This window comes from Kitasatospora sp. NPDC101157 (genome assembly GCF_044768255.1).
GTDB lineage: Bacteria > Actinomycetota > Actinomycetes > Streptomycetales > Streptomycetaceae > Kitasatospora.
Genome location: NZ_JBIWPL010000003.1, coordinates 507,755 through 533,071, shown reverse-complemented (window position 1 = coordinate 533,071; position 25,317 = coordinate 507,755). Strand labels below are relative to the sequence as shown.

29 protein-coding genes are annotated in these 25,317 nt (G+C 73.8%); 18 read left to right on the top strand and 11 right to left on the bottom strand.

The window, feature by feature from the left end:
• Nucleotides 1-107 precede the first annotated feature (107 nt).
• Nucleotides 108-578, bottom strand: coding sequence for an HIT family protein (locus tag ACIRVF_RS09195; protein ID WP_402815642.1), 471 nt, complete (start codon nt 576-578; stop codon nt 108-110).
• Between the two features lie 127 nt (nt 579-705).
• Between ACIRVF_RS09195 and ACIRVF_RS09190 the strand changes: the two genes are divergently transcribed.
• Together ACIRVF_RS09190 and ACIRVF_RS09185 are read left to right on the top strand one after the other, a co-directional pair.
• Nucleotides 706-1,518, top strand: coding sequence for a nucleotidyltransferase domain-containing protein (locus ACIRVF_RS09190; protein ID WP_402815641.1), 813 nt, complete (start codon nt 706-708; stop codon nt 1,516-1,518).
• Nucleotides 1,519-1,686: 168 nt separating this feature from the next.
• Entirely contained in the window at nt 1,687-2,892 is a 1,206-nt protein-coding gene (locus tag ACIRVF_RS09185; RefSeq protein ID WP_402815640.1) for a glycosyltransferase, read from the top strand.
• Nucleotides 2,893-3,142: 250 nt separating this feature from the next.
• On the opposite strand, the gene ACIRVF_RS09180 is transcribed toward ACIRVF_RS09185, so the two are convergent.
• From ACIRVF_RS09180 to ACIRVF_RS09170, 3 genes are all read right to left on the bottom strand, one after another.
• A complete protein-coding gene (locus tag ACIRVF_RS09180) occupies nt 3,143-4,084 on the bottom strand; it encodes a hypothetical protein (RefSeq protein WP_402815639.1) in 942 nt (313 codons plus the stop codon).
• Nucleotides 4,081-4,614 (bottom strand): SigE family RNA polymerase sigma factor, encoded by a 534-nt coding sequence (locus tag ACIRVF_RS09175; protein WP_402815638.1) that lies wholly within the window; start codon nt 4,612-4,614, stop codon nt 4,081-4,083. The genes ACIRVF_RS09180 and ACIRVF_RS09175 overlap by 4 nt, the downstream gene beginning before the upstream one ends.
• Nucleotides 4,615-4,714: 100 nt before the next feature.
• Complete coding sequence (locus ACIRVF_RS09170) at nt 4,715-5,278, bottom strand: GNAT family N-acetyltransferase (RefSeq protein WP_402815637.1); 564 nt, start codon at nt 5,276-5,278, stop codon at nt 4,715-4,717.
• 94 nt (nt 5,279-5,372) lie between these two features.
• Here ACIRVF_RS09170 and ACIRVF_RS09165 point away from each other — a divergent pair, with 94 nt between their 5' ends.
• The 10 genes from ACIRVF_RS09165 to ACIRVF_RS09120 all read left to right on the top strand — a co-directional run bounded on the left by ACIRVF_RS09165 (nt 5,373) and on the right by ACIRVF_RS09120 (nt 14,505).
• A complete protein-coding gene (locus ACIRVF_RS09165) occupies nt 5,373-6,131 on the top strand; it encodes an alpha/beta fold hydrolase (protein WP_402815636.1) in 759 nt (252 codons plus the stop codon).
• A 291-nt stretch (nt 6,132-6,422) separates the two neighbouring features.
• The gene (locus ACIRVF_RS09160; RefSeq protein WP_402815635.1) at nt 6,423-7,214 is read left to right on the top strand and encodes an alpha/beta hydrolase; all 792 of its coding nucleotides are present in this window, start codon (nt 6,423-6,425) and stop codon (nt 7,212-7,214) included.
• A 422-nt stretch (nt 7,215-7,636) separates the two neighbouring features.
• Nucleotides 7,637-8,629: an urea transporter gene (locus ACIRVF_RS09155; protein ID WP_402815634.1), complete on the top strand. Its 993-nt coding sequence runs from the start codon at nt 7,637-7,639 to the stop codon at nt 8,627-8,629.
• A 97-nt stretch (nt 8,630-8,726) separates the two neighbouring features.
• The gene (locus ACIRVF_RS09150) at nt 8,727-9,032 is read left to right on the top strand and encodes an urease subunit gamma (protein ID WP_033349169.1); all 306 of its coding nucleotides are present in this window, start codon (nt 8,727-8,729) and stop codon (nt 9,030-9,032) included.
• Nucleotides 9,033-9,035: 3 nt separating this feature from the next.
• On the top strand, nt 9,036-10,034 hold the full coding sequence (locus ACIRVF_RS09145) for a cobalamin biosynthesis protein CbiX (RefSeq protein WP_402815633.1): 999 nt from the start codon (nt 9,036-9,038) through the stop codon (nt 10,032-10,034).
• A gap of 23 nt (nt 10,035-10,057) precedes the next feature.
• Nucleotides 10,058-10,486: an urease subunit beta gene (locus ACIRVF_RS09140; RefSeq protein ID WP_402815632.1), complete on the top strand. Its 429-nt coding sequence runs from the start codon at nt 10,058-10,060 to the stop codon at nt 10,484-10,486.
• Nucleotides 10,486-12,210, top strand: coding sequence for an urease subunit alpha (ureC, locus tag ACIRVF_RS09135; protein ID WP_402815631.1), 1,725 nt, complete (start codon nt 10,486-10,488; stop codon nt 12,208-12,210). Before ACIRVF_RS09140 ends, ureC begins: the two co-directional genes overlap by 1 nt.
• Nucleotides 12,207-12,911: an urease accessory protein UreF gene (locus tag ACIRVF_RS09130; RefSeq protein ID WP_402815630.1), complete on the top strand. Its 705-nt coding sequence runs from the start codon at nt 12,207-12,209 to the stop codon at nt 12,909-12,911. The genes ureC and ACIRVF_RS09130 overlap by 4 nt, the downstream gene beginning before the upstream one ends.
• Nucleotides 12,912-12,937: 26 nt before the next feature.
• Nucleotides 12,938-13,558, top strand: coding sequence for an urease accessory protein UreG (ureG, locus tag ACIRVF_RS09125; RefSeq protein ID WP_402815629.1), 621 nt, complete (start codon nt 12,938-12,940; stop codon nt 13,556-13,558).
• Nucleotides 13,555-14,505, top strand: a complete 951-nt coding sequence (locus ACIRVF_RS09120; RefSeq protein WP_402815628.1) for an urease accessory protein UreD — start codon at nt 13,555-13,557, stop codon at nt 14,503-14,505. The genes ureG and ACIRVF_RS09120 overlap by 4 nt, the downstream gene beginning before the upstream one ends.
• Here the strand turns inward: ACIRVF_RS09120 and ACIRVF_RS09115 are convergent, their stop codons facing one another.
• Nucleotides 14,506-14,988 carry a MarR family winged helix-turn-helix transcriptional regulator gene (locus tag ACIRVF_RS09115; protein WP_402815627.1) on the bottom strand — a complete coding sequence of 161 codons (483 nt, stop codon included), beginning with the start codon at nt 14,986-14,988 and terminating at the stop codon, nt 14,506-14,508. It lies immediately after the preceding gene.
• 67 nt (nt 14,989-15,055) lie between these two features.
• On the opposite strand from ACIRVF_RS09115, the gene ACIRVF_RS09110 reads away from it, so the two are divergent.
• The 3 genes from ACIRVF_RS09110 to ACIRVF_RS09100 are packed head-to-tail and all read left to right on the top strand — an operon-like array spanning nt 15,056 to nt 16,956.
• Entirely contained in the window at nt 15,056-15,958 is a 903-nt protein-coding gene (locus ACIRVF_RS09110) for an NmrA/HSCARG family protein (RefSeq protein ID WP_402815626.1), read from the top strand.
• A 25-nt stretch (nt 15,959-15,983) separates the two neighbouring features.
• Nucleotides 15,984-16,580, top strand: coding sequence for a DUF2867 domain-containing protein (locus ACIRVF_RS09105; RefSeq protein WP_402815625.1), 597 nt, complete (start codon nt 15,984-15,986; stop codon nt 16,578-16,580).
• Between the two features lie 22 nt (nt 16,581-16,602).
• Nucleotides 16,603-16,956: a hypothetical protein gene (locus ACIRVF_RS09100; RefSeq protein WP_402815624.1), complete on the top strand. Its 354-nt coding sequence runs from the start codon at nt 16,603-16,605 to the stop codon at nt 16,954-16,956.
• Here the strand turns inward: ACIRVF_RS09100 and ACIRVF_RS09095 are convergent.
• From ACIRVF_RS09095 to ACIRVF_RS09085, 3 genes are read right to left on the bottom strand one after another with little or no spacing between them, the layout of a single operon-like run.
• Nucleotides 16,911-17,396: a protein phosphatase gene (locus tag ACIRVF_RS09095; RefSeq protein ID WP_402815623.1), complete on the bottom strand. Its 486-nt coding sequence runs from the start codon at nt 17,394-17,396 to the stop codon at nt 16,911-16,913. The two genes, ACIRVF_RS09100 and ACIRVF_RS09095, sit on opposite strands and share 46 nt — an antisense overlap.
• Before the next feature lie 8 nt (nt 17,397-17,404).
• Nucleotides 17,405-18,244 (bottom strand): SDR family NAD(P)-dependent oxidoreductase, encoded by an 840-nt coding sequence (locus ACIRVF_RS09090; protein ID WP_402815622.1) that lies wholly within the window; start codon nt 18,242-18,244, stop codon nt 17,405-17,407.
• Between the two features lie 38 nt (nt 18,245-18,282).
• Nucleotides 18,283-19,617, bottom strand: coding sequence for a LuxR C-terminal-related transcriptional regulator (locus ACIRVF_RS09085; RefSeq protein WP_402815621.1), 1,335 nt, complete (start codon nt 19,615-19,617; stop codon nt 18,283-18,285).
• A gap of 164 nt (nt 19,618-19,781) precedes the next feature.
• Between ACIRVF_RS09085 and ACIRVF_RS09080 the strand changes: the two genes are divergently transcribed.
• The 3 genes from ACIRVF_RS09080 to ACIRVF_RS09070 all read left to right on the top strand — a co-directional run bounded on the left by ACIRVF_RS09080 (nt 19,782) and on the right by ACIRVF_RS09070 (nt 22,170).
• A complete protein-coding gene (locus ACIRVF_RS09080) occupies nt 19,782-20,711 on the top strand; it encodes an NADP-dependent oxidoreductase (protein WP_402815620.1) in 930 nt (309 codons plus the stop codon).
• A 152-nt stretch (nt 20,712-20,863) separates the two neighbouring features.
• Nucleotides 20,864-21,640 (top strand): GNAT family N-acetyltransferase, encoded by a 777-nt coding sequence (locus ACIRVF_RS09075; protein ID WP_402815619.1) that lies wholly within the window; start codon nt 20,864-20,866, stop codon nt 21,638-21,640.
• A gap of 92 nt (nt 21,641-21,732) precedes the next feature.
• Nucleotides 21,733-22,170 (top strand): SMI1/KNR4 family protein, encoded by a 438-nt coding sequence (locus tag ACIRVF_RS09070; RefSeq protein ID WP_402815618.1) that lies wholly within the window; start codon nt 21,733-21,735, stop codon nt 22,168-22,170.
• 48 nt (nt 22,171-22,218) lie between these two features.
• On the opposite strand, the gene ACIRVF_RS09065 is transcribed toward ACIRVF_RS09070, so the two are convergent.
• The 3 genes from ACIRVF_RS09065 to ACIRVF_RS09055 form a co-directional block, all read right to left on the bottom strand.
• Nucleotides 22,219-23,364, bottom strand: a complete 1,146-nt coding sequence (locus ACIRVF_RS09065) for a PP2C family protein-serine/threonine phosphatase (RefSeq protein WP_402815617.1) — start codon at nt 23,362-23,364, stop codon at nt 22,219-22,221.
• Between the two features lie 153 nt (nt 23,365-23,517).
• Entirely contained in the window at nt 23,518-23,940 is a 423-nt protein-coding gene (locus ACIRVF_RS09060) for a MarR family winged helix-turn-helix transcriptional regulator (RefSeq protein WP_402815616.1), read from the bottom strand.
• A 68-nt stretch (nt 23,941-24,008) separates the two neighbouring features.
• Entirely contained in the window at nt 24,009-25,238 is a 1,230-nt protein-coding gene (locus ACIRVF_RS09055; protein ID WP_402815615.1) for a M48 family metalloprotease, read from the bottom strand.
• Between the last annotated feature and the right edge of the window lie 79 nt (nt 25,239-25,317).

Genomic DNA, 25,317 nt, shown 5'->3' with positions numbered 1-25,317 from the left:
AGTTCATGGTGTCAGGCGTTCCACGAGGAGCTGGTGCCGGAGCAGGGAACCTTTGCCCCGTTCCTGACCGAGCGGCGGCGGCTCGTCGGCGGCGTGCTCGCGGGATGCTACCGCAGTGCTGCTTTCAGGCGGGCCAGCTGCGCCAGCAGTTCGGCCGGGGAGAGCGGGCGGGCGCCGGTGAACGCCTGGTCCGGGAGCATGGTGCGCGGTCCCGAGTCGTCCAGGTAGCGCGGCAGGACGTGGGTGTGCACGTGGGCCACGGAGTTGTTCATGCACTGGTAGTTGATCTGCGCGGGCGCGTAGACGCGATGAATCGCAGCGCCGACAGTCCGAACCGCGGACCAGTAGCCCGTGACCTCCGCGTCGGTGAACAGTGCGGGATCGGGCACGTGCCGACCCCGGAACACCACCACGCTGTACCCCGGGCTCGCCGGCCGCTTCAGCAGGTAGGCGTCGGCGAACGAATCGGCGTACCAGCGGACGCCCCACTCGTCCTCGTCCGGGCGACCCTGCGCGCACTTGGCGCACCCCTCGCCCGCCCATTCCGCTTCCCACGAATCCGCCCATGTCCTGGCCACGGACCAGAGGTTATGGCATCGCGGCAGCAGGGAACGGGTGCCGGACTTCGTGCGGCCGACCGCTCCGACCCGCCGTGGAGCCCGAATCCACTGGCCCGGCGCCCGCCCGGGCGCCAGACTTCCCGTCATGCAGGCGATCGACGAACACATCGAGACCATGGCGGCCCGACTCGCGGACGTGCCGGGCGTGGTGGGCGTGATGCTCGGCGGAAGCCGGGCGCGCGGGGAGCACCGGCCGGAGTCCGACTGGGACCTCGGCCTCTACTACCGCGGTGAGCCGGACCTCGCCGCGCTGCGGGCGCTGGCCGGGCCGGGCGTGGAGGTGGCCGGTCCGGGCGGCTGGGGCCCGTGGGTGAACGGCGGGGCGTGGCTGCGCGTCGACGGGGTCGCCGTGGACTGGATCCTGCGGGACCTCGACCGGGTCGAGCGGGTGTGGGCGGACTGCCGGGCCGGCCGGTACGAGGTCGGGGTGCAGGCCGGGCACCCGCTGGGCTTCTGGTCGCCCTGCTACCCCGGCGAGGTCGCGCTCGGTCGCGTACTGGCTGATCCGACAGGCGAGTTGGCGGCCCTTCAGGCGCAGACCGCCCGGTACCCCGAGCCGCTGCGCGAGGCCCTGACGGGTGCGGTGTGGGAGGCGGAGTTCCTGGTCGGCGGCGCGGCGAAGGGCGCGGCCCGGGGCGACATCCTGTACGTCGCGCTCTGCCTCTCCCGGGCGGTGGGCGTGCTGGTGCAGGCGCTGTACGCGCGGGACCGGCGCTGGTGCCTCAACGAGAAGGGTGCGCTGGCGGTTGCGGCCCGACTGCCGGGAGCACCGGCGGACTTCGAGTCCCGAGTGGGTCAACTGCTGGGCGCGACAGGGGAGTCGCCAGAGGCGCTGGCCGCGACGGTGGACCGGGCGCGAGTCCTGGTCGGAGAGGTGATGGCCGGACTCCGCGGATGACGAGCGGATGGCCGAGTCGGATGAAAGGCGATGGCGAGCGGATGGCGACATGCTCTTCCCGCCGGTCTCAACGTGTAGCGCAAGGGGGCCCTTGCCGCAAGGCCCCGGTTCGCCCGCACAATCGTCAACTCCAGGGCGGGCCTTGGGTGGAACGGGAGGAATGACGACATGCGAGTGGTGCTGTCCACGTACGGGTCGCGCGGCGACGTCCAGCCGCTGGCGGGTCTCGCGGTGAAGCTGCGGGAGCTCGGCGCGCGGGTGCGGGTGTGCGCTCCGCCGGACGAGGAGTTCGCGCAGCGGCTGGCCGCCGCCGGCGTCGAGATGGTGCCGGTCGGGGACTCGGTGCGGGCGCTGGTCGGGGGGAAGCCGCCGGCGCCGGGGGACTTTCCCCGACGGGTGGCCGCGCTGGTCGCGAGGTTCCACGAGGCGGTCGCCTCGGCCGCCGAACCGGGCGGCGCGGTGGTGGCCACCGGCCTGTTCCCGGCCGTGGCCGGTGCCCAGGCGGCGGCCGAGGTGGTGGGCGCCCGCTTCGCGTACGTCGCCCTCCAGCCGACCGTGCTGCCCTCCCCGCACCACCGGCCGTTCGAGTACCCGAACCAGCCGTACCGGCCCGGACTGACCGGCAACCGGGAGCTGTGGGAGGACAACGTCCGGACCATGAACGCGCTGTTCGGGGAGCAGGCCAACGCCCATCGGGCGTCGGTCGGACTGCCGGCCGTGGACAATGTGCGCGACCACGTCCTCACCGACCGCCCCTGGCTGGCCACCGACCAGGTGCTCGACCCCTGGCCGCAGTCCGCGGACCGCGAGGTCGTGCAGACCGGTGCCTGGCTGCTGGCGGACGGCAGGCCGCTGCCCGCCGAGCTGTCGGCGTTCCTGGAAGCGGGCGAGCCCCCGGTCTACGTGGGCTTCGGCAGCATGCCCCTGCACGGCGCCCCCGACGCCGCCCGCGTTGTCGTCGAGGCGGCCCGGGCGCACGGACGACGCGTCGTGCTCGCGCGGGGCTGGGCGGAGTTGGCTCCGGCCGACGCCACGGACGACTGCTTCGCCGTCGGCGAGGTCAACCAGCAGGCACTGTTCCCGCGGGTCGCCGCCGTCGTCCACCACGGTGGCGCGGGCACCACCACCGCGGCCGCGGTGGCCGGCACCCCGCAGGTCGTGGTGCCGCAGATGGTGGACCAGCCGTACTGGGTCGAGCGCGTCGCCGAGTTGGGCATCGGAGCCGCCCACGAGGGGGCCGTCCCGACGGTCGAGTCGCTGACCACGGCCCTCGGGCGGGCCCTGGCGCCGGACGTCGCCGCGCGTGCGGCGGCCGTCGCGGGCGAGATCCGCACCGACGGCGCCGAGCTGGCGGCGAAGCTGCTGCTGGGCTGACGCGCGCGCCCGCCGCGCCCGGCGCAGAGGGAAGTGAGGGCCGTGGACCGCGGGTGCGGAGCGGTGGGAGTAAGAGGTCGGCGCTACCGACTTCCCACTCCTCCGGCCCCGCCGCGTGCACGCAGGGCGAGGCGGGTCAGCCGGGCCGGGCCGAAGGCGAACGGCGCACGGCGGTGCCCTCGGCCGGACCGCCCACGGCGCCCGCGTCCTCTGACCCGTCATCCCTCCACCGGAGCACCGGCAGGTGAAGTCAGCGGGTCAGGAACTGCTCCCCGGAGTCGGGGACCGTACGGCCGTCCCTGTCGAAGTACTCCCAGAGCCTGGCCGTCTTGCCCGCCGGCCGGGCGACCACGGCCGCGCGCATCGGCGAGTCGCCCACCGTGACCAGCGGCGGCTCGGTGACCGTGCCGTCCGTCCACGTCACCTTCACCCGGGCGATGTCGGGGCCCAGGGTCAGCCCGACGATCTCATCCGGGGCCACCGTGTCGCCCTTTCCCCGGGCGCCCAGCAGGCCGCCGGCGATGTACGTGCCCGCGCGGGGGTCCAGCTTGCCCGGCGCCGGGCTGGTGCCCGTGGCGTCGTGGCTCAGGCGGACCCCGTCCACCGTGAAGTAGGTGTTGGTGACGTCGGCGTTGGGATCGTAGTACTGGTCGACGAACTCCTTCGTCGGCTTGTCGACCGCCGAGTCGTACGGGCTGCGCTCCTGCCACAGCGCCAGCGCCTGCTCGTACGCCCGCTCCCTCGGGGCCGTCGGCCACACCGCCCGCCACAGCTTCCACTGCTTGCCGTCGGGCGTGGTGCCCTCACCGACCACTGCCCGCACCGGGGTGAACGGATCCCGTACGGGCGGAGCGGCGGCCGTCGTCGCCGGGGTCGCCGGGGTCGCCGGGGTCGCCTGGTTCGCTGCGGTCGTCGGCGGGCCGCCGGTGCCGGAGCCGTGACCGGCGCCGGCCGGGACCAGCGGGTGGGAGGCGACCGGCCCCGGCCGCAGCTCGGTGACCGCCCCGCCCGCCAGCACCACCGCCGAGGCCAGCGCCAGCGCGCCGACCACCGTTCGACGGCGGCGCCGGATCCGCCGCCCGCCCGCCAGGATCTCCGCCACCGGCGCCGGGCCGACCCTCGCCGTCGATGCCGCCTCGGCCAGGCCCAGCCCGACCCACAGGTCGGCGCCCTCGTCCGCGTTCGTGCTCATACCGCCCCTCCGATCTCGGTCCTGTCCTTCAGCTCCACCAGCGCGGACACCTGCCGCAACCGCCCGATGCCCTTCGCCGCGTGGCTGCGCACCGCGCCCACCGAACAGCCCATCGCCGTCGCCGTCTGGCTGTCGCTCAGGTCCTCCCAGTACCGCAGCACCACCGCCTCCCGCTGGCGCGGCGGCAGGGTGGCGAGCGCGGCCAGCAGCGCCCCGCGCTGATCCGAGCGGGCGAAGCCGTCCTCCGATCCCGCCGCGTCCGGCACCGCGTCCACCAGCAGCTCCGGCGGCCTACGGCGCCAGCGGCGGGCGTGCTGGTTCACCAGGATCCGCCGCACGTAGGCGTACGGATCGTCCGCCCGGCGCACCTTCGACCAGGCCGCGCACGCCTTCTCCGCGGCCGACTGCACCAGGTCCTCGGCCGCGTACTGCTCCCCGGCCAGCAGGAACGCCGTCCGCACCAGCCGGGGCCAGGCGGCGACGATGAACGACTGGAACCCTTCGTCCCGAGCGCTCTTCGCTTCTCCCATGAGCACCTCCTCACCCACCCAGAGCCCGGGAGGTACCGGAAGCGCTTACTCCACCCTGTCCCCCGACTGTTCCCCGCCTGCTTCCGGTCCGCTTCCGGTTTCAGAGGTCCAGACCGCGGAGGTAGCAGTCGTGCAGCGTCCCGTGCCCGTCCCGCACCCGCCCGGCAGGCCGGAACCCCGCCCGACGGGCCACCGCTGCCGACGCGGCGTTCTCCGGTTCCACCCGGATCACCGCCTCCCGGGCACCGGCCCGCGCCGCGTAGCCGGAGGCCAGCAGGACGGCCCGGGTGGCCAGTCCCCGGCCACGCCAGGACGGGTAGAGGCCGTAGGCGACGTTCACCTGGCCGGGGGCGAGGTCGCTGTGCTCGAAGCGGAGGTCGACCGTCCCCGCCAGTACGCCGTTCCCACCGCCTCCGACCCCGCCGTCCGCGTCGTCCTCCTCGTTCCCTTGGTCCGCCCTGATCCCGAACGCGCGCAGCGCACCGGCCGTCTCCCACTCCTCGCGACAGTGCCGGAAGTACGCCGCGACGCCCTCCGGAGTGCTGGGACCGCCACCCAGCCACCGCGCCAACGCCTCGTCCTCCCCGGCCAGATGGGCCGCCGCGTCCTCCGGGCGCAGCGGGGACAGCGTGATCACTCCGTCGGACAGCTCAAGTTCGCGCATCCGGGCATTCTCGGCACGCCGCCGTCGGCCACGCCATCGGATTCCGCCGGAACCGCCTCGCGCCCGACCGGCCCCGCTGGCTACCATCCGCCGAATGATCCTCTCTCATGACGACGCAGGTACCGGACCGGCTGTTCTCCTGCTGCACTCCTCGGTGTGCGACCGGCGGATGTGGGACCCGCAGTGGCAGGCACTCCTCGACGCCGGCCACCGCGTCGTCCGCTGCGACTTCCGCGGCTTCGGCGACACCCCGCTCCCCGACGGGCCCTACGGCGCCGCGGCCGACGTGCTCGCTCTCCTCGACCACCTGGGCATCGAGACGACCGCCGTGATCGGCGCCTCGTACGGCGGCCGGATCGCCCTCACCGCAGCCGCCCTGCGACCCCACGCGGTCACCGCACTCGCCCTGCTCGGCGCCGGCCGACCGGGCCACGAACCCTCGGAGGCCGTGCTCGCCTTCGGCGCCCAGGAGGACGAACTGCTGGAGGCGGGTGACATCGAGGCCGCCGTCGAACTCAACGTCCGTACCTGGCTGGGTTCGGAGGCCGACGAAGAGACCCGCGAGTTCGTCCGGCGGATGCAGCGCCACAACTTCGACGTACAGCTGGAGGCCACGGGCGGCCCCGGGAAGGAGGAGGTCGACCTCACCCGAATCACCGCCCCCACCCTCGCGATCGCCGGCGCCCACGACCTCCCGGACTTCCGCCACATCGCCGCCGAACTCCCCACCGTCCTCCCCAACGCCCGCCACCTCGAACTCCCCTGGGCCGGCCATCTCCCCAGCCTGGAACGCCCCGCCGAAGTCACCGCACTCCTCATGGACTTCCTGCGGGCGCCGTCGCCGCGGGTCTGAGCACCGGCAAGTCGCCCTGCCCGACCTCCCGGCGCGGGGCTTCGCGCCGTCGGGGTGCGCGAGCCGACGACGGCCGTAGTGGCCGCTGCCGGGCGCCTCGCAGAGGAGAGCAGCCCGCCGAAGTCCGGCCGCTCATCGGGGAGTTCGCCGCCGGTGGAGCCCAGATGGAGCCCAGGTGGAGCCCAGGAGGAGTCCATGCGGGGCCCGGGCAGGGCCCGGGAGGCCGTGCGGGGATCGGCCAGGCCGGGAAAAGGCCGGACTCGAACGTGTGTCGGGAGCCATGATGGGTGGGTGCACTTCACTTCGGAGACCAGCGCGGACGGCGTCACGGAACGCCTCTTCGTCCATGACGGCGTGCCCGGCGCGCTCTGGCACCCGGCCGGATCGGCACCCGGCGGAAGGCCGTTGGTGCTGCTGGGGCACGGTGGCGGTCAGCACAGGCTGGGGCCGCGGGACCGTGCCCGACGGTGCGTGGCACGGTACGGGTGGGCGGCGGTGGCGCTCGACGCGCCCGGGCACGGAGAGCGGGAGCGCACCGCGCAGGACGAGCGGTTCGTCACCGAGATCGGGGAGTTGCTGGCGGCCGGGCGGCCGATCAGCGCGTGGGTGGCGCGGTACACGGCGGCGCTCGCGGAGCGGGCCGTGCCCGAGTGGCGGGCGGTGCTGGACGCACTGGAGGGCCCGGACGGGACGGGCGGGGGCCTCGGGCCGGTCGGGTACTGGGGGTTGTCGCTCGGTACGGTGATCGGCGTCCCGCTCGCGGCGGCCGAACCCCGCATCGGCGCCGCCGTGTTCGGGCTGGCGGGCCACACCTCGCTGATGGAGCCGGCCGGGCGGGTGGCCGTACCGGTGCAGTTCGTCCTGCAGTGGGACGACGAGCTCCAGCCGCGGGAGGCGGCGCTGGCGCTGTACGGCGCGCTGGGTTCGCGGGAGAAGACGCTGCACGCCAATCCCGGGGGCCACCTGGGGGTGCCCGAGTTCGAGTCGGCCGCCGCGGAACGCTTCCTGCTCGGGCACCTCGGACGGAGAACCCCCGGGGGCCAGGCCGGACCAACACCCCACGCAGGCCCGGAAGCGGCCTGACCGCCCGCGCGGAGGCCCCCGCCGCATATTCGGGTGCGACCGCACCCGAAGTGATCACATTTCCGCCACGTGGACCCCGTGACTCACAGCATCCTCACAGCATTCCCGCAGCTTCATGTGTCCGTATTGCCGGGATGGCAGGATTTTGTCGTGGATTGCTTGGCGCGGTCGCATTCCAGTGATTGTCCGCAGTGAGTAAAACTTCGCAAAGAATTGCCCTCTTCAACCACTTCGCCACACCGAAGTTTCAACAGAATGTTGCAGATCAGGGGCCCTGTGGTCACCCTCGGTCGATTTGACGTAACGCCATGTGCCCATCCCGCTCGCGAATCCGCAGGAGTACGGTTCCCCACGAATCGCCGAACGGGCTCCCGAGCAATCTCCCGAGCCCCCTCGGCCGTACCGGGGAATTGGTGCGCCGTATGGGCCGTATGGGTCAACAAATGGGTGGGGAAGGGACCCCGGAAGGGGCTTCCGCAGCCGCTCGTCCGATATCCGTCGAGTTAGCCGTCGAAGTCCTGCGCGGTGTCGCCCAGGTCGATTTCATGCCGTCCGCCGTGTGCGGGCTCTTCTTCGTCGCCGCACTGTTCGCCGCCGGCTGGCAGTACGGCCTCTACGGCCTGCTCGGCAGCGCCGTCTCCACGGTCGTCGCGTACGGTCTCGGGCTGCGACGGGACACCGTCGAGGCCGGGCTGACCGGGTACAACGGGTGCCTGGTGGCGCTCGGGTGCGCGGTGTTCCTCGGCCCGGGCCACCCCGCCACGGTCGTGGTCGCGGTGCTCGGCGCCGCCGTCGCCGTGGTGGTGACCGCGGGGTTCGGGGCGCTGCTGGAGGGGCGGGGTCTGCCCGCGCTGACGGCGCCGTTCTGCCTGGTCGCGACGGCCGTCACGGCGGCCACACCCCGTTTCCGTCGGCTGTGGCACGGGGGCCCCGGTCCGGCCGAGCTGCCCTTACCGGCCGCCGGGGAGGCCGGGCTGAGCTGGGAACAGCTCTGGCGCGGGTTCTTCGCGAACATCGGCCAGATCTTCTTCATGCCCCAGTGGTACGTCGGCCTGCTGTTCCTGGCCGGACTGTTCGCGGCCGGCCGGCTCGCCGGGCTGATGGCCTGTGTCGGCAGTGCCACCGGACTGCTCACCGCCTGGGCGCTCGGTGCGCCGGGCGAGTCCGTCGGGCAGGGGCTGCTCGGCTACAGCGGCGTGCTGGTGGCGCTGGCGCTGTGCGGGGTGTTCGTCGTCCCTGACCGCTGGAGCGCGGCCTACGCCGTGCTCGGTGCGGCCGCCGCGACCGTGCTGACCCCGGCACTCGGCGCGATCACCGAGCCGTTCGGCGGCCACGCCTTCACGTGGCCGTTCGTCCTGACCACCATGCTGTTCCTGGCCGCGGTACCGGCGATTCCCCGGCTGCGCCGGGTCTGATCCGCAGGCACTCGAACCCGGTATTGCGCCGCCCAACTGCCTTTCATTTCGTCGGACTTGCATGACGTCGGTTTCTCGGAAAGGAGGAGTGGTTCCCGTGAATCTCTCCCCGCGTGAGATGGACAAGCTCTACATCTACGTCGTGGCCGATCTGGCCCGCAAACGCCGCGACCGCGGCGTCAAGCTCAACTACAGCGAGGCCTGCGCGCTGATCAGCGAGGCCATCATGGAGGGCGCCCGGGACGGCCGCACCGTCGCCGAGTGCATGGAGATCGGCAAGCAGGTCGTCAGCAACGCGGACGTCATGCCCGGCGTGCGCGAGATGCTGCCGCTGCTCCAGGTCGAGGCCGCGTTCCTGGACGGCACCAAGCTGGTCTCCTGCCACGACCCGGTGGGTGCCTGAGCGGTGACCGCACCTCAGCCTGCGGTGGTCGTCCTGGCCGGCGGGCACGAGAGCGACGGCGGCCGCGACCTGGCGGGCCTGGTCACCCCGCTCCACGGCGCGCCCGCCGGGCACGGCCCGCTCGTCCACGCCGCGGCACCCGCCGGGCGGCCGCTCGCCGAAGCCGTCCGCTCGGCCCTGGCGGGGTGGGAGGACGCGCCGGTCTGCGTCGTACCGATGACCCTCGGACGGGACCCGAAACTGGTCGCCGACACCGCCCGCGCCCTGCACTGGCTCGCCGCCGGTGAGGGCCGCGGACGGCTGGCGCTCACCGCGCCCTTCGGCGCGGCCGAGCACCTGATCGGCTGGCTGCGCGCCGCCGCGGGCTCCGCCTCCGGGACCTCGGTCGCCACGACCTCCGCCACCCCGACCTTCGCCACCCCGACCTCCGCCACCCCGACCTCCGCCACCACGGCCCCGGCCGACAGCGGCGAGGCCATCCTCGTCACCGCCCCGGCGGCCGGCCCGTTCGAGGACGCCGAACTGTTCCGGATCGCCCGCCTGGTCCGCCAGCACGGGCGGCACCGCCTGGTCGAGGTGGCCTTCGCGGGCGGCGACCCCGGCCCGGCCGAGGGCGTCGAACGCTGCCGCCTGCTCGGCGCGGACCGGATCACGGCCGTCCCGGCCTCCTTCGGTCCGGCGCTGCCGGAAGGCCTTCGGGACCTGGGCCTTCGGGACGGCGGCCTTCGGGACGGCGGCCCGCTGCTGCGGCCGTCCGCGATCACCGGCGTGGTCGCGGCCCGCACGGCGGCGGCGCTGCACCTGCTCGGCCATGGCGAGGACGGCATCCTGGCCGGCCTCGACGCCGAGCACGGTCACGGCTACGCCCACAGCCACGGCCCGGGCGAGGACCACCACGGCCGCCACGGCCACGGCCACGGCCACCACGACGGCCATCACCACAGCAGCAGTCACCTTCACACCCCCACCCCCTCAAGCACCCCCGCACACGCCCCCCACTGAACCGGCAGAGAGGAAGCCCGACCATGTCTGGTGGCGCCGCATACCTGTACGGCGACGACCCGGTGGAGATCAACGCCGGCCGAGCCAAGGCCACGATCACGGTCAGCAACACGGGCGACCGGGCGATCCAGGTCGGCTCCCACTACCACTTCTTCGAGGCCAACCGCGCCCTCGACTTCGACCGCAACGCCGCCTTCGGCAAGCACCTCGACATCCCGGCCGGCACCGCGGTCCGCTTCGAGCCCGGCGACACCAAGGACGTCACGCTCGCCGAGTTCGGCGGCCACCGCCGCCTGGTGGGCTTCAGCAACCTCGTGGACGGCGGCGTCACCGCGCGCGACACCCGCGCCCGCGCCATCGACCGGGCGATCGCCCGCGGCTTCAAGGGCACCAACCTCGACCACAAGGACGACGAGCCCTTCGCGGGCTTCCGGAACGAAGGCGACCGCTGATGGCCATCCTGTCCCGCAAGCAGTACACCGACCTCTTCGGCCCCACCGTCGGTGACCGCTTCCACCTCGCCGACACCAACCTGGTGGTCGAGGTCGAGCAGGACTTCAACCAGGGCCACTACGGCGACGAGGCCGTCTACGGCGGTGGCAAGGGCATCCGCGACGGCATGGCCCAGGACCCGGCCGCCACCTCCGTGCAGGGGGCGCTCGACCTGGTCATCACCAACGTCGTCGTGCTGGACCCGGTGCTCGGTGTCGTCAAGGGCGACATCGGCGTCAAGGACGGCTTCATCACCGCCGTCGGCAAGGCCGGCAACCCGCACACCCAGAGCGGGGTGCACCCCAGGCTGGTGATCGGCCCCGGCACCGAGGTGATCTCCGGCGAGCACCTGATCGCCACCGCCGGCGGCATCGACACCCACATCCACTTCATCGCCCCGCAGCAGGCGCAGGAGGCGCTGAGCAACGGCATCACCACCCTGATCGGCGGCGGCACCGGCCCGTCCGACGGCACCAACGGCACCACCTGCACGCCCGGGCCCTGGAACATCGGCCGGATGTACCAGGCGGTCGAGGACCTCCCGGTGAACGTCGGCCTGCTCGGCAAGGGCAACGGCTCGCTGCCGGGCGCGCTGCGCGAGCAGGTCGAGGCGGGCGTGTGCGGCCTCAAGGTGCACGAGGACTGGGGCAGCACCCCGGCCGCGATCGACAGCGCGCTGAGCGTCGCCGACGAGTACGACGTGCAGGTGGCCATCCACACCGACACCCTCAACGAGTCCGGCTACTTCGAGGACACCCTGTCCGCCATCGACGGCCGCACCATCCACACCTTTCACACCGAGGGCGCGGGCGGCGGCCACGCCCCCGACATCATGCGGATCGCCGGCGAGCCCAACGTGCTGCCGTCCTCCACCAACCCGACCCTGCCCTACACCGTCAACTCGGTGGACGAGCTGCTGGACATGGTGATGGTCTGCCACCACCTCAGCCACGACATCCCCGAGGACGTCTCCTTCGCCGACTCCCGGGTGCGCGCCGAGACCATCGCCGCCGAGACCGTGCTGCACGACGAGGGCGTCATCTCGATCTTCTCCTCCGATTCCCAGGCCATGGGCCGGATCGGGGAGTCCTTCACCCGCGCCTTCCAGACCGCCCACCACTGCAAGGAGCAGCGCGGCAAGCTGGCCGGCGACAGCGAGCGCAACGACAACTTCCGGGTGCTGCGCTACCTCGCCAAGCTCACCATCAACCCGGCGATCGCCTCCGGCACCGCCGATCACATCGGCTCGCTGGAGCCCGGCAAGCTGGCCGACATCGTGCTCTGGCCGATCAACTCCTTCGGCGCCAAGCCCAAGATGGTCATCAAGGGCGGCATCATCAACTGGGCGCTGATGGGAGACCCGAACGCCTCGCTGCCCACCCCGCAGCCGGTCTACTACCGCCCGATGTACGGCGCGCTCGGACGGGCCAAGCAGGCCACCCGGATCAGCTTCATGTCCCAGGCCGCCGTCGACCTCGGCGTTCCCGCCCAACTGGGCCTGGACAGCCGAGTGCTGCCGGTTCGGCACTGCCGCTCGGTAGGCAAGCAGCACATGCTGCGCAACGACGCCCTGCCGAAGATCGCGGTCGACCCGGAGACGTACAAGGTCACCCTGGACGGCGAGCCCGCCACCATCGAGCCGGCCCGCGAACTGCCGCTCAACCACCTGTTCTACCTCACGTGAGCAGCCCCACGGGAGACGGGCTGGACGCCCTGCTGGTCAGCCTCCAGCTCACCGACTCCGCCTTCCCCAGCGGCTTCTACACCCTCTCGCACGGCCTGGAGGGCTACGCCCAGGCGAAGGCCGTCACTCCCGACACCGTGCCCGAGCTGCTCGCCGACCTGCTGCGGCACAGCGTCGGACCGTCCGACGCGACGGCGCTGGCGCTGGCCCACCGGGCCGCGTCGGAGAGCGACTGGGAGTCGCTGGTCGAGATCGACCAGCGGCTGCACGCCACCAAGCTCAACCGCGAGCTGAGGCTCGCCGCCACCCGGACCGGCCGCCAACTCCTGGACATCGCCCGGGAGTCGGTGGGCGGCGAGCCGCTGGAGCGGTACGCGGAACTGGTCGCCGACAAGCGCGCCCCCGGCTGCCAGGCGGTGGCCGCCGGGGTCGCGTACGCCTCGGCCGCCGTGCCGGTCGAACAGGCCGTCGCCGGCGACCTGTTCGCTTTCTGCACCAGCTTCGTCGGCGCCGCGCTGCGACTGCGGCTGACCGACCACCGCAGGGCGCAGGTGGTGCTGCGGGCCGCCGCCCCGGTCATCCGGGAGGTGGTGGCGGCCGCACTGGTACGGGATTCGGCCGACCTCGGGGGCTGCGTACCGATCGCGGACGCGATGTCCGGGCGGCACGAGCGGGCCGAGGCCCGGCTGTTCGCGAGCTGAACACACCTACGATCGAAGGGAATCGCATGACCGACAACGTGCTCCGGGTGGGCATCGGCGGACCGGTCGGCTCGGGCAAGACGGCGCTGATCGAGGCGCTGGTGCCGGTGCTGATCGCGCGCGGCCACCGCCCGGCGGTCATCACCAACGACATCTACACCCAGGAGGACGCCCAGCACGTCCGCCGCACGCTCGCCGGGGTGCTCGACCCCGAGCGGGTGGTCGGGGTGGAGACCGGCGCCTGCCCGCACACCGCCGTACGGGACGACCCGACGATGAACCTCGCCGCCGGGGCCGAGATGCTGGAGCGCTTCCCGGATGTCGACACCCTGCTGTTCGAGTCCGGCGGCGACAACCTCACCCTGACCTTCAGCCCGGTGCTGGTCGACCTCTTCCTGTTCGTCCTCGACACCGCCGAGGGCGAGAAGATGCCCCGCAAGCGCGGCCCGGGCATCACCGAGTCGGAGCTGCTGGTGATCAACAAGATCGACATCGCCCAGTACGTCCGGGCCGACCTCGGCATCATGGAGTCCGACGCCCGGCGGGTGCGCGAGGGCCGGCCGGTGGTGCTCACCAACTGCCTGACGGGGGAGGGACTGGAGGACATCGCCACCTTCCTGGAGACCTTCCGGAAGGTCCCGGCGTGACGGCCGCGCCGGAGGCCGCCCCGCCCCGGCTCGACCCCCGGCACTACGAGCCGGCCCGCGTCCCGCAGCAGGTCCGCCGGTACGCCGGGACGCCCGACACCCTCGCGGTCGGACGCCCCGGCAAGGTCGGGCTGCTGGAACTGGCCTTCGAGCGGATCGGCGGGCGCACCGAACTCACCGGCCACTACCAGAAGTCGCCGCTGCAGATCATGCGCCCGCTCTACTTCGACCCGGCCCGCCCCGACCTCGCCGTCACCCTCCTGATGTCCACCGGCGGCGGCATCCTCCAGGCCGACCGGCTGCGCACCGACATCCGCTGCGGCGCCGACACCGCCGTCCACCTGACCACCCAGGCGGCCACCAAGGTCTACCGGATGGAGCACGACTACGCGACGCAACTGGTCAACCTGGAGGCCGGGCCCGGCGCCTACGTGGAGTACCTGCCCGAGCCGGTGATCCCCTTCGTCGACTCGCGCTTCTACCAGCGCACGGTGCTCACCGTGGACCCCGGAGCGACGGTGCTGGCGGGCGAGACGGTCCTGGCCGGCCGCCTCGCCCGGGGCGAGCGCAACGCCTACCGGGTGTTCGCCTCGGACCTCGAAGTCCGTCGGCCGGAGGGGGAGTTGGTGGCCCTCGACACGGTGCGGCTGGAGCCCTCGGACGGCGGTGTGACCGGCCCGGCCGTGCTCGGCGGCCACGACGTGATGTCCAGCCTGTACGTGCTCAGCCCGCTCGCGCCGGCGGCCCGGATCGCCGACGTGCTGCACGAGGCCCTGGCGGAGCGCGGGCTGCTGTACGGGGTCAGCGTGCTGCCGCAGGACAGCGGCGCCTGGCTGCGGTTGCTCGACTCCGACACCCGGGCCTGCGCGGCCGCGCTGCGGGCGGCCTGGGACGCGGTGCGCCGGCTGTTGATCGGGGTGCCGGCGCCGGACCTGCGGAAGACCTAGCTAGGACCCGCCCTGGAGGCCCTGGTCGGCGAGCCGGGCGATCTGTCGGTGGCTGAGCTCGACCGTTCGGTTCATGTGCCGTAGCAGGAAGGCGAGTTCGTCCTCGCTGTCCTCGGCGAAGACGGCCGCCCAGTCGTTGCCGAGGCTGCGCCACACCTCCCCGAAGCGGGTCAGTGCCTCGGGGAGGACGGCGACCAGGACCCGGCGGCGGTCGGCTTCGTCCCGTTGCCGGGTCACCAGGCCGGCCTTCTCCAGCCGGTCGACCAGCCGGGTCGCCGAGCCGCTGGTGAGCCCGGTCAGCTCGGCGATCCGGCCGGTGGTGACGGGGCCGTCCTCCAGGGTGAGCAGGTTGAGGCACTGGACGTCGGTCGGGTGCATGCCGAGGTGGTCGGCGACGGCCTGGTTGAACAGCACGTAGGAGGCCAGGTACCGGCGCGAGACCGGCCACAGCCTGGCCATCAGTTCGTCGCGGGTGGGCGTCATGGGGCCAGGGTAACCGGCCTCGACAAAAAGGTTGCTCCACGCAGAAATCTCTCCCACTATTTGCTGCATGACGCAGATGACTGATCGTGCCCAGCTTCCCGTCGCCGTCACCGGTGCCACCGGCGCCCAGGGCGGCGCGACCGCCCGCGCCCTGCTCCGCGCCGGACGCCCGGTCCGCGCCCTCACCCGGGACCCGGGCGCCCCGGCCGCCCGCCAACTCGCCTCGCTCGGTGCCGAGTCGGTGCGCGCCGACTTCGACGACCCGGCCTCGCTCGCGGCCGCCCTCGACGGCGCCGGCGCGCTGTTCGCCATGTCCACCCCGTTCGGGACGGACCTCGACACCGAGGTCCGCCAGGGCAGCGCCCTGCTCGACGCGGCGGCCGCCGCCGGCGTACGGCACGTGGTGTTCACCTCCGCCACCAACGCCGACCGCTCCACCGGCATCCCGCACTTCGACTCCAAGCAGCGCATCGAACGGCACCTCGCCGGTCTCGGCCTGCCCTGGACCGTCATCGGCCCGGCCGCCTTCCTGGACAACTACGCCAACGAGTGGACCCTCGAATCCCTGCGCGAGGGCGTCTTCCACCTCCCCATGCCGCCCGGCGTCCCGATCCCGGTGATCGCCGCCGAGTCCATCGGCGCCTTCGCCGCCCATGTCCTCGCCCACCCGGACGCCTACGCGGGCCGGCGCATCGACATCGCCTCGCAGTGGTGCACCGGCGAGCAGATCGCCGCGGCGATCGCCGCGGCCAGCGGTCGCCCGGTCCGCTGCGAGGAGGTGCCGCTGTCCGTCGTCGAGACCTACTCCGCGGATCTCGCCGCCATGTTCCGCTACTTCCAGGAGGTCGGCCTCGACATCGACACCGCCGCCCTGCACGCCGAGCACCCGACCGTCGACTGGCGCACGCTGGAGGACTGGGCCGCCGGGCGGACCTGGACCCTCCGAGACGGCCCGCGTGAGGAGGTCTAGTCTCGTTCACGAGGGGGTGACCACCATGCGGCTTCCACGCTCAGCCCACACCCGACAGCCCTGGCGGATCCACGAGTTCACCCGGGACTTCCGAATCGAGGACGTCTGGTCCTTCCGCACCCCGGGCGCCGGGCCCGACGACTTCCCGGTCATGCTGGCCGCCCTGCGCGCCGCACCCGACCCGGCGTCGCAGTCCGTCCCGACCCGCGTCCTGTTCGCGATCCGCCGGAAGATCGGCGCCCTCCTCCACTGGGACGACCCCGCCACCGGCCTCGGCGCCCGCGTCCCGTCCCTGCGCGACCGCCTCCCGCAGGACCTGTGCGACACCGTCCACCCCGCCGACGGCCTCGGCCTGCCGTTCACCCCGGTGTACGCGACCGGCACCGAGTACCTCGGTGAGATCGCCAACCGCACCGTCCACGGCCTGATGCACCTCGGCTGGACCGCCCTCCCCGACGGCCGTCACGAACTGCGGATGGCCGTCCTGGTCAAGTGCAACGGCCGCCTCGGTCGCCTGTACATGGGCTTCATCGCGCCGTTCCGGCACTGCATCGTCTACCCGGGCATGACCCGCCAGTTCGAACGCGCCTGGCGGGAGCGTGCGATGCCCGCCGAGCACTGAGCCGCAGGCGTATCGTCACCGGGTGAGATCTCGGACACCGCGCCGCATCCGTGTCGACGACCGCGACTACCGCTGGGTGGTCCGCCCCCGGGACGGCGCCCACGTGGACATCCGCATCTGGCTCGACCGCCCCGGCGGGCCGTACCGGCCGCTCGTCACCACGCGCCGCTTCGACGACCCGTGGCTGCACTACGGGATCCTGCTGACGGCCCCACCCGAACGCGTCCGCGAGGTCCTCCAGTTGGAGCCCGTCAGGCCGGCCCGGATCGCCGACCTGATCCGGGCGGGTCTCGCCGCCGGCTGGCAGCCGGAGGAGAAGGGCGCGGCCCTCTACACGGAATCCGACGGTGGGTCGCAGGACCGGACCGGCCCCTGAGCCGACCGCTCGACGAACTTCCGCTGCCAGGGCGTCTCGACCGCGTGCCGGCTGTAGTGCTCGCGGACGTACGCGACGGCCTGCTCCGGCGGCACGCCGTCCAGGACCGCGATGCAGGCGAGTGCCGTGCCGGTGCGGCCGCGGCCGCCCGCGCAGGCGAGTTCGACGCGTTCGGTGGTGGAGCGTTCCCAGGCCTGACGGAAGGCGTCGGCGGCGTCCGCGCGGTCGGCGGGCAGCCGGAAGTCCGGCCAGCGGACCCAGCGGCTCTCCCAGGGGACGGGGTCGGGCTCGCGCCCCAGCAGGTAGATGCCGAAGTCGGGGGAGGGGCCGGGCGGGAGCGGATTGCGGACGCCCCGGCCGCGCAGGAGGCGTCCGGAGGGGAGGCGGAGCACGCCGGGGGCGGCCGGGTCCCAGGTGGTCGGAGGCGGTCGGTCGGTCATGTCACCTCTCAGATGCCGGCGTGGCCGACGAGCTCCAGGCTGCGGTCCCACAGCTCCGCCCGGGCCCGCAGGTCGTAGGCCTGGGGGTCGGCCCGGGCCTCGCGCGTGCGGTCGTAGTAGCGGCCGGTGACGCCCGCGAGGGCCGGGTCGGTGACCAGCCGGTGGGTGGCGCTGACGCCGTCCTCCAGGCTGTCGACGCTGTAGCCGATCTCCTGCAGCACCATCTTGGTCGGCATGTACGTCGACGGATGGAGGCTGTTGACGGTCACCTCGGCGGCCGGCACCCGCGCGGCGAGTTCGAAGCCGCAGGCGATCTGGGCGAGCTTGCTGCGGCAGTACGCGCGGGTGCCGTCGTAGCCGCGTTCCAGCATGAGGTCGTCGAAGTCGACGGCCTGCTGCCCGGCCGAGGCGACGTTGACGATCCGGGCGGGGGCGGAGGCGCGCAGCAGTGGCAGCAGTTCGAGGCTGAGCAGGAAACCGGCCAGGTGGTTGACGGCGAAGCGCAGTTCGTGGCCGTCGGCGCTGGTGCGGCGGGTGCGGCCGTCGGGTTCGCCGCTGCCGACACCGGCGTTGTTGACCAGCACGTCGAGCCGGTCGGTGGTGGCACGGACCTCGGCGGCGAGGGCGCGGACCTGGGCGAGGTCGGCCAGGTCCGCACACAGGGTGACGGGGCGTTCGATGCCCTGGGCCTCGGCGATCTCCCGGGCCGTGCGGTCGAGCCGGGCCCGGTCCCGCCCGTGCAGCAGGACGGTGTCGCCCTCGCCGGCCAGGCGGTGGGCGAGGGCGCGGCCGAGGCCGTCGGTGGCGCCGGTGACGAGGACGGTCCGCGGCGTGCTGGGCGGGGTCATCGGGACTCCTGTGGCCGAAGGTGCGGGGCGGAACCGGTTCAGGATGCCACGTGCAGGCGCGCGGGGCCGGGCATCCCGGCACGGTGGGCGAGGGCGGCCGCCTCGCCGCGCGAGCTGACGCCCAACTTGGCCAGGATGTTGGCGACATGGAACTTCACCGTGGATTCGCTGATGTGCAGCGCCGCGGCGATGTCCCGGTTGCGGCGGCCCTGCGCGAGCTGGTCGAGGACCTCCAGCTCGCGGGGCTGGAGCCCGTCGAGGGGATCGGTCGCGTCGGCGGGCGAGCGCAGGCCGAGCGGCAGTTCGACGGTCACGGTGGTCCCCCAGCCGGGGACGGACTCGACGTCGTAGCGGCCGCCGAGGGCGGCGATCCGCTCGGCGGTGCGGTGGACGGTGAGGGCGTCGGCGGCGAGCAGGCCGAGGCCGTCGTCGCGCACCACCGCGCGCAGCCGGCAGTCGGCGGTGAACTGCCAACTCACGTGCAGCCGGGTGGGGTTCTCCTGCTCCAGCATCAGCATCACGGCGACCCGCAGGGCGTCCCTGGCGGTGTGGGCGGTGTCCGCGGGGACGGACCGGGCGGCGTCCGCCGGGGGCGCGAGGTCGAGCCGGACCCGGGTGTGCCGCAGCAGCGGGCGCAGTTCGCGGCCGAGCCGGGCGAAGGCGGCGTCCGCGGGTTCCTCGCTGAGGGCGCGGTCGAGGTCGGCGGCGCGGCGCAGGTCGAGCAGGGCGGTGACGGCGAGTTCGGTGGCGGCGCGGCGGGCGGCGGCGTCGTCCAGGTCGGTCGAGCGCAGCGGGGCGAGCACGGCGCTGAGCGCCGCGCCGTGGGTGCCGGTGAACTCGGCGATCGTCCGGGCGCGGGTGTTGGCGGCGGCCCGGGAGACCGCCGCGTGGGTGGGGGCGGCGTCGGTGGCGCGGTGGTCGGAGTGGGCGACGGCCAGCTCCCAGAACTGCTGGAGCACGGCGAGCGCGGGCTCGGGCACGGGGTCGGAGTGCGTCCGGACGAGGACCAGGACGGCGCTGTCGCTGCCCGGGGCGTTCGCGGCGGTCACCACCGCCACCGGCCGGGTGGCTCCGGCGAGTTCGGCCTCGCCCTGCCAGGGGCGGCCGGTCGCGCTCGCCCCTGCGGTGCGCTCGGCCAGCCGGGAGAGGTCCAGGCCGGTGATCCGCTCGGCCAGTTCGGGCCGGCCGTGGGCGTGCGTGGGGCAGAACGTGCAGATGCCGTTGAGCTGTGCGATCACCTCGAACGGCACGAGGGTGGCGATCACCTCACCGATCCGTTGCAGCAGCTCGGGCCGGGGGGCGCGCAGCACTTCCACGGCCCGCGCCAGCGCATGCTCGGGGCGGCCCCACTGCTCCTGCCAGGTCTCGTCCATGGTGTCGACCCTATCCCTCGGCGGGTGCCCGCGGCCTGTCCCTTCGGCCAGGTCGAACCCTCCGAAAGACCGGCCGGGTGCCCGGCCGCGGCGCCGCAGCATGGAAGGCGTCGGAAGTAACCGTCTCCCGGGAGAACTCCCGGAAAGCCCAGAGGATTCCTGCCATGACCAAGGCGATCGCCTTCTCCGAGTACGGCGGCGCGGACGTGCTGCGCACCATCGACATCGAGCTGCCGGCCCCCGGCTCCGGCCAGGTCCGGGTCGCGGTCCGCGCGGTGGGCGTCAACCCGATCGACCGCAAGCAGCGCAGCGGCGAGCTGGACGCGCTCTTCCCGGCCGTCTTCCCGGCCGTCCCCGGCTACGAGGTGTCCGGCGTGGTGGAGGCCGTCGGCGCGGACGTGACCGGATTCGCGCCCGGCGACGAGGTGTTCGGCGGCCTGATGGGCGGCGGTTACGCCGAGCACGCGCTGCTCGACGCCGACCTGCTGGCGCACAAGCCCGCCACGCTGAGCTGGGAGGAGGCCGCCGCGATCCCGGTGGCGGCCGAGACCAGCGAGCGGGTGCTGGGGGTCCTCGGCGTACGGCCGGGGGAGACCCTGCTGGTGCACGGCGCGGCCGGCGGGGTCGGCACCGTGCTGCTGCAGTTCGCCCGGGCGCGCGGCATCACCGTGGTCGGCACCGCGAGCGAGGCCAACCACGCGTACCTGCGCGAGCTGGGCGCGATCCCGGTGACGTACGGCGAGGGACTGGCCGAGCGGGTGCGGGCGGTCGCTCCGGACGGCGTGGACCGGGCGCTGGACGCGGTCGGCAAGGGGGACGTGCTGCCGCTGTCCATCGACCTGACGGGCAGTGCGGAGCGGGTGCTGACGATCGTGGACTTCGCCAACGCGGAGCGGTACGGCGTCCGCTTCAACGGCAGCACGGGCGAGGGCGAGTCGTACCACGAGCGCGCCTACGCGGCCGCGCTCGCCCTGCACGAGGCGGGCACCCTGCGGCTGCCGCTGCACCGGGTGCTGCCGCTGGCGGAGGCGGCGGAGGCGCAGCGGATCAGCGAGCAGGGGCACCTGCGGGGGAAGATCGTGCTCACCGTCTGACGTCGGGCCGTCGGGGGTGACCGCGGGCACGACTCGGGCGCCGGGCGCGGCGCCGAGCGAGGTGATCCGCAGGCCCAGGGCGTGAGCCGGGGGGAGAGGGCGGGGACGGAAAACCGCTGGCGCGCAGCCATGGGACGTGCTGAGGTGGCCGGATGGACCGTGATCACGTACTCGCCCTGTTCGACCAGCGGATCCGGCGCGGTGCGCGGTCGGACGGCCCCGGAGTCCGTGTCGAGCACGACGGCGCCGTGGTGCGCCTGGTGGGCGGGGAGCACGCCTGGAACGGCATCGTCTGGTCCGGTCTGGACGAGGCCGGGGCGGCCGCCGTGATCGCCGCGCAGGTGCGCCACTTCAGCGAGCTGGGGCTGGAGTTCGAGTGGAAGACCTACGCCCATGACCGCCCCGCCGACCTCGGCCGGCGGCTGCTCGCGGCCGGGTTCACCGCCGAGCCGGACGAGGCACTGATGATCGCCCGGATCGAGGACCTGCCCACCGATCCGGTGCTGCCCGAGGGCGTCCGGCTGGAGGCCGTGACCGACCCGGCCGGGGTGGATCTGATGGTCGAGGCCCACGAGCAGGCCTTCGGGAGGGAGATGCCCAGCCTGCGCGAGCGCATCCTCGACCACCTGCGGCACGACTCGGACACCCTCAGCCTGGTCGTCGCGATGGCCGGCGACCGGCCGGTGAGCGCCGCCCGGATGGAGCTGACCCCGGGCACCGGGTTCGCCGGCCTGTGGGGCGGCGGCACCGTCCCCGCCTGGAGAGGCCGGGGCATCTACCGCGCCCTGGTTGCCCACCGCGCCCGCCTCGCCGCCGAGCTCGGCTACGAGTACCTCCAGGTCGACGCGAGCGGCCAGAGCCGGCCCATCCTGGAGCGGCTCGGCTTCGTGCGGCTGAGCACCACGACGCCGTACGTGTACCGGCCCTAGCCGGCGGCGGCCGGCGGCGGCCGGAGGGTGGCCGGAACGGCGGCCGGAAGGGTGGCCGGAAGGGTGGCCGGAAGGGCCTTAGGCTCTCGGCCATGTGGAGACGAGCGGTTCAGGAGATCTTTCCCGGGGCGGGCTTCAGGGCGCCGGTGGCGGCTTCCGCGATCGCCGAGGCCGAGGAGCGGCTCGGGCGGCGGCTGCCGACGGAGCTCGGTCAGGTGCTGCTCGAAAGTGACGGGGTGACCGGGCGCGGCTCGGTGGACACCGTCTGGGCCCTGGAGCGGATCGTCGAGCAGAACCTGCTCCTCCGGTCCGACGAGTCCTTCGCCCGGCTGTACATGCCGTTCGACCCCTTCCTGTTCTTCGGGGACAACGGCGGCGGTGACCTGTTCGCCTTCGTGCGGAAGCCCGAACGGCCGGACGTCTTCGTCTGGGAGCACGAGAGCGACAGCCGCCGGTGGGTGGCCAACGACCTGCGGGACTACCTCGGCCGTTCGCTGCGCACCGGCGGGGACGACTGGTACCAGGGGTAGGCCGCTCCGGTCCCCGGGCGCCGTCTCCCTCCGACGCGGGAGCGACTGCTACCGGAGCCGCTCGACCACGACCATCGCCGCGTCGTCGTCCAGCCGGTGGCCGACGTGGGCGAGCAGGTCGCGGCGCAGGTGGTGCAGCAGGACGGCGGGGCGCTCGGTCTGCCAGGCGGTGACCCGTTCGGTGAGCGGGTAGAAGCGGCGCTGGGCGTCCCGGGCCTCGATCACGCCGTCGGTGTAGATCAGCAGCCGGTCGCCGGGGCGGAACGGGAAGGTCTGCACCTCGTAGGCGACCGGGGCGAGCTCGCCGAGGCCGAGCGGCGGTGCGGGGTTCCGGGTGGAGAGGGTGGCGAGGCCCTCGGGGCGCAGCAGCAGCGGGGGCGGGTGGCCGCAGTCGATCAGGTGGACGAGTTCGCCGTCGTCGGGGATGTCGAGCAGGACGGCGGTGATGAAGGACTCGCCGCCCTCGTCCGGCGCGCCCTCGGGCGGGGACGGGGAGGGGCGTTGGGGCCGTTCGGGGTGTCCGGGCACGGCGCGGCGGCTGCCGCTGTGCCGGCTTTCGACGCGCCGGGCCTCGGCCAGCTGGGCGAGGTCCCAGGAGACGCTGCCGTCCAGGTACGCCGCCAGGCTCGGCAGGTCGGTGTGCAGGTGGGCGGCGGCGCGGAAGGCCCCGAGCAGCAGGGCCGCGTCGCCGAGCGAGGAGAGCCCCTTGCCGCGGACGTCGCCGACCAGCAGCCGGGTGCCGGTGGTGGTCCGCGCGGCCGCGTACAGGTCACCGCCGACCTGGGCCTCGGCCTCGGCGGCCAGGTAGACGGAGGCCAGGTGCAGCGGCCCGATCCGGTCCGGCAGCGGGCGCAGCAGCACCCGCTGGGCGGCCTCGGAGACGGAGCGCACCCGGGCCAGTTCGCGTTCGTGTCGCTCGCGGAGCACCCGAAGGCCGACGATCAGCGCCGAGACGATCAACTGGGCGCCCAGCTGGCTCTGGATGTTGATGCTGGTCAGGCTCTCCCGGAGGGAGCCGATGACGGTGAGCGCGGCGAGGGCCAGCAGAGCGACCCCGGCGGTGGCCCGGGGCCCGGCGAAGGAGGCGGTGAGGGCGGGGGCGACGATCAGCAGCGGGCCGAGGTGGACCGTCGGCGGGGAGAGCACGTCGACGACGGTGATCAGGATGATCAGTGCGAGCGGCAGCGCCGTCATCACGCGGGGATCGGGCCGCCACGGGCGGGGGCGGGCGCGCGGACGCGGCTCATCGGGATGCTGCCGGAGGGGCACCCCTCCTCTGTACACCGTGGTGGTGCCGGGGCGCACCCCGAGCGGTCCCGGGGCGCACCCCGAGCGGACCCGGGTTGGTCAGCCCTCCTCGCCGTAGCGGGCGAGGTACGCGGCGAAGCGGGCGACGTCCTCGTCGGACCAGTCGGTGAAGCGCGTGGTGAAGGCCATCCGGCGCTGCTCGTTGGCGTCCCGCAGCAGGGTGAGCCCGGCCTCGGTGGCGCGCAGGATCTGGCCGCGCTGGTCGTCCGGGTCGGCCTCGCGGCGGAGCAGCCCGAGCCGCTCCAGGGCGGTGACCTGGCGGCTGACGGTCGACTTGTCGAGCATGAAGTGCGCGGCCACGTCGGCGGCCCGGCAGCCGCCGCGCTCGGTGATCAGGTCGAGGATGCTGTAGGTGACCAGCGAGAGGTCGGGGTGCAGCTGGGAGGCCTTGTGACGGGCACGGCGGGCGAAGGCGGTCAGCTCGCGCTGGATGGTGTCGATGGACGACTGGCGGCCGGGCACGGCGTTCCTACCTCCTTGGGGCTGGTTGCACCGTCCGGGGCACACGGGCGCACCCCAAATTTGTTGCACTATACAACGGATTCGCCTGGAGTGGTGCGCGTCTCCGCCGCGGGCCCGCCGGCCGAGGCGTTCGCCGCCCGTTCCCGGTCGGCCTGCCAGGCGCGGGCCGCCGCGATCCGGCGGGTCGCACTCGGGTGAGTGGCGAACAGTAGCTCAAGCACCCGCGGCGGGTCGACATCCGAGACGTTCACCACGGCCAGTCTGCGCTGCATCGCGGCGAACTGCTCGGCGTCCCCGGTCAGTTCGAGCGCGTGCCGATCCGCCCTGGCCTCGATCCGGCGGCTCACCGCGCACTGCACCGGGCCCGACAGTGCACCGATCAGCGCCGCCGACGCGGCCAGCAGCGGCAGGGCCCGCGGATCGGACGCGTCCGAGGCGCCGGCGGCCGACAGCAGCGGCTGCCAGTCGGCCAGCAGGCCCAGCACCGCCACCGCCACCGCTGCGCCCACCGCCCCGAGCGCCGTGCCGACCGGCACGTCCCGGTGCTTGACGTGCCCCAGCTCGTGCGCCACCACCAGCTCCACCTCGCGCGGCTCGGCCGCTGACAGCAGCGTGTCGTACGCGACGATCCGGCGGGTCGCGCCGAACCCGGAGACGTACGCGTTCAGCGCGGTGGTCCGCCGGGAGGCGTCCGCCACCAGGACGTCCCGGACCCGCACGCCGTCCCGCTCGGCCAGGGCCAGCAGGGCGGAGCGCAGCTCGCCCTCGGGCATCGGCGAGAAGCGGTTGAACACCGGCTCGATCAGCAGCGGGTGGAGGAAGGACAGGGCCGCTGTCAGCAGCGCCGCCGCGCCCGCGGCCGGGAACCACCAGTGCCGGGGCGACCAGGCGGTGAGACCGAACAGGCCGAGCACCAGCGGGAGGACGAGCAGCAGGGTCAGCGCGAGCGACCGGACGGCGTCCATCGCCCAGCCGGCCCAGTCCTGGGTCACCAGCCCGTACCGGGCCCGGACCGCCCGCGACCCGGCGCCGAAGGGCAGCTGCAGTGCCTGGCCCAGCAGCACCAGGGCTGCGCCGCCGGCCAGCACCTCGGCCGTCCGGGAGCCGCCGAACCAGCGGCCGGTCGCCGTCACCAGCGCGGCACCGGCCGGGGTGAGGCCGAGCACCAGGGTCAGGGCCAGGCCCGCCAGGCGGCCGCCGAGCGCCCAGGGCAGCTGGGCGCGGCGCAGCGCGCGGCCGCGGGCGCGCTCGGCGGGGGTGAAAGCGTCGTGGGCGGTGTCGGGGTCGGGCGTGTTCATCGGCGGGTGGGCTCCGGCGAGGCGCGAGGGACGAGGGACGAGGGGCGAGCGCTGAGCGGAAGGGGGCAGGCTGAGGGAC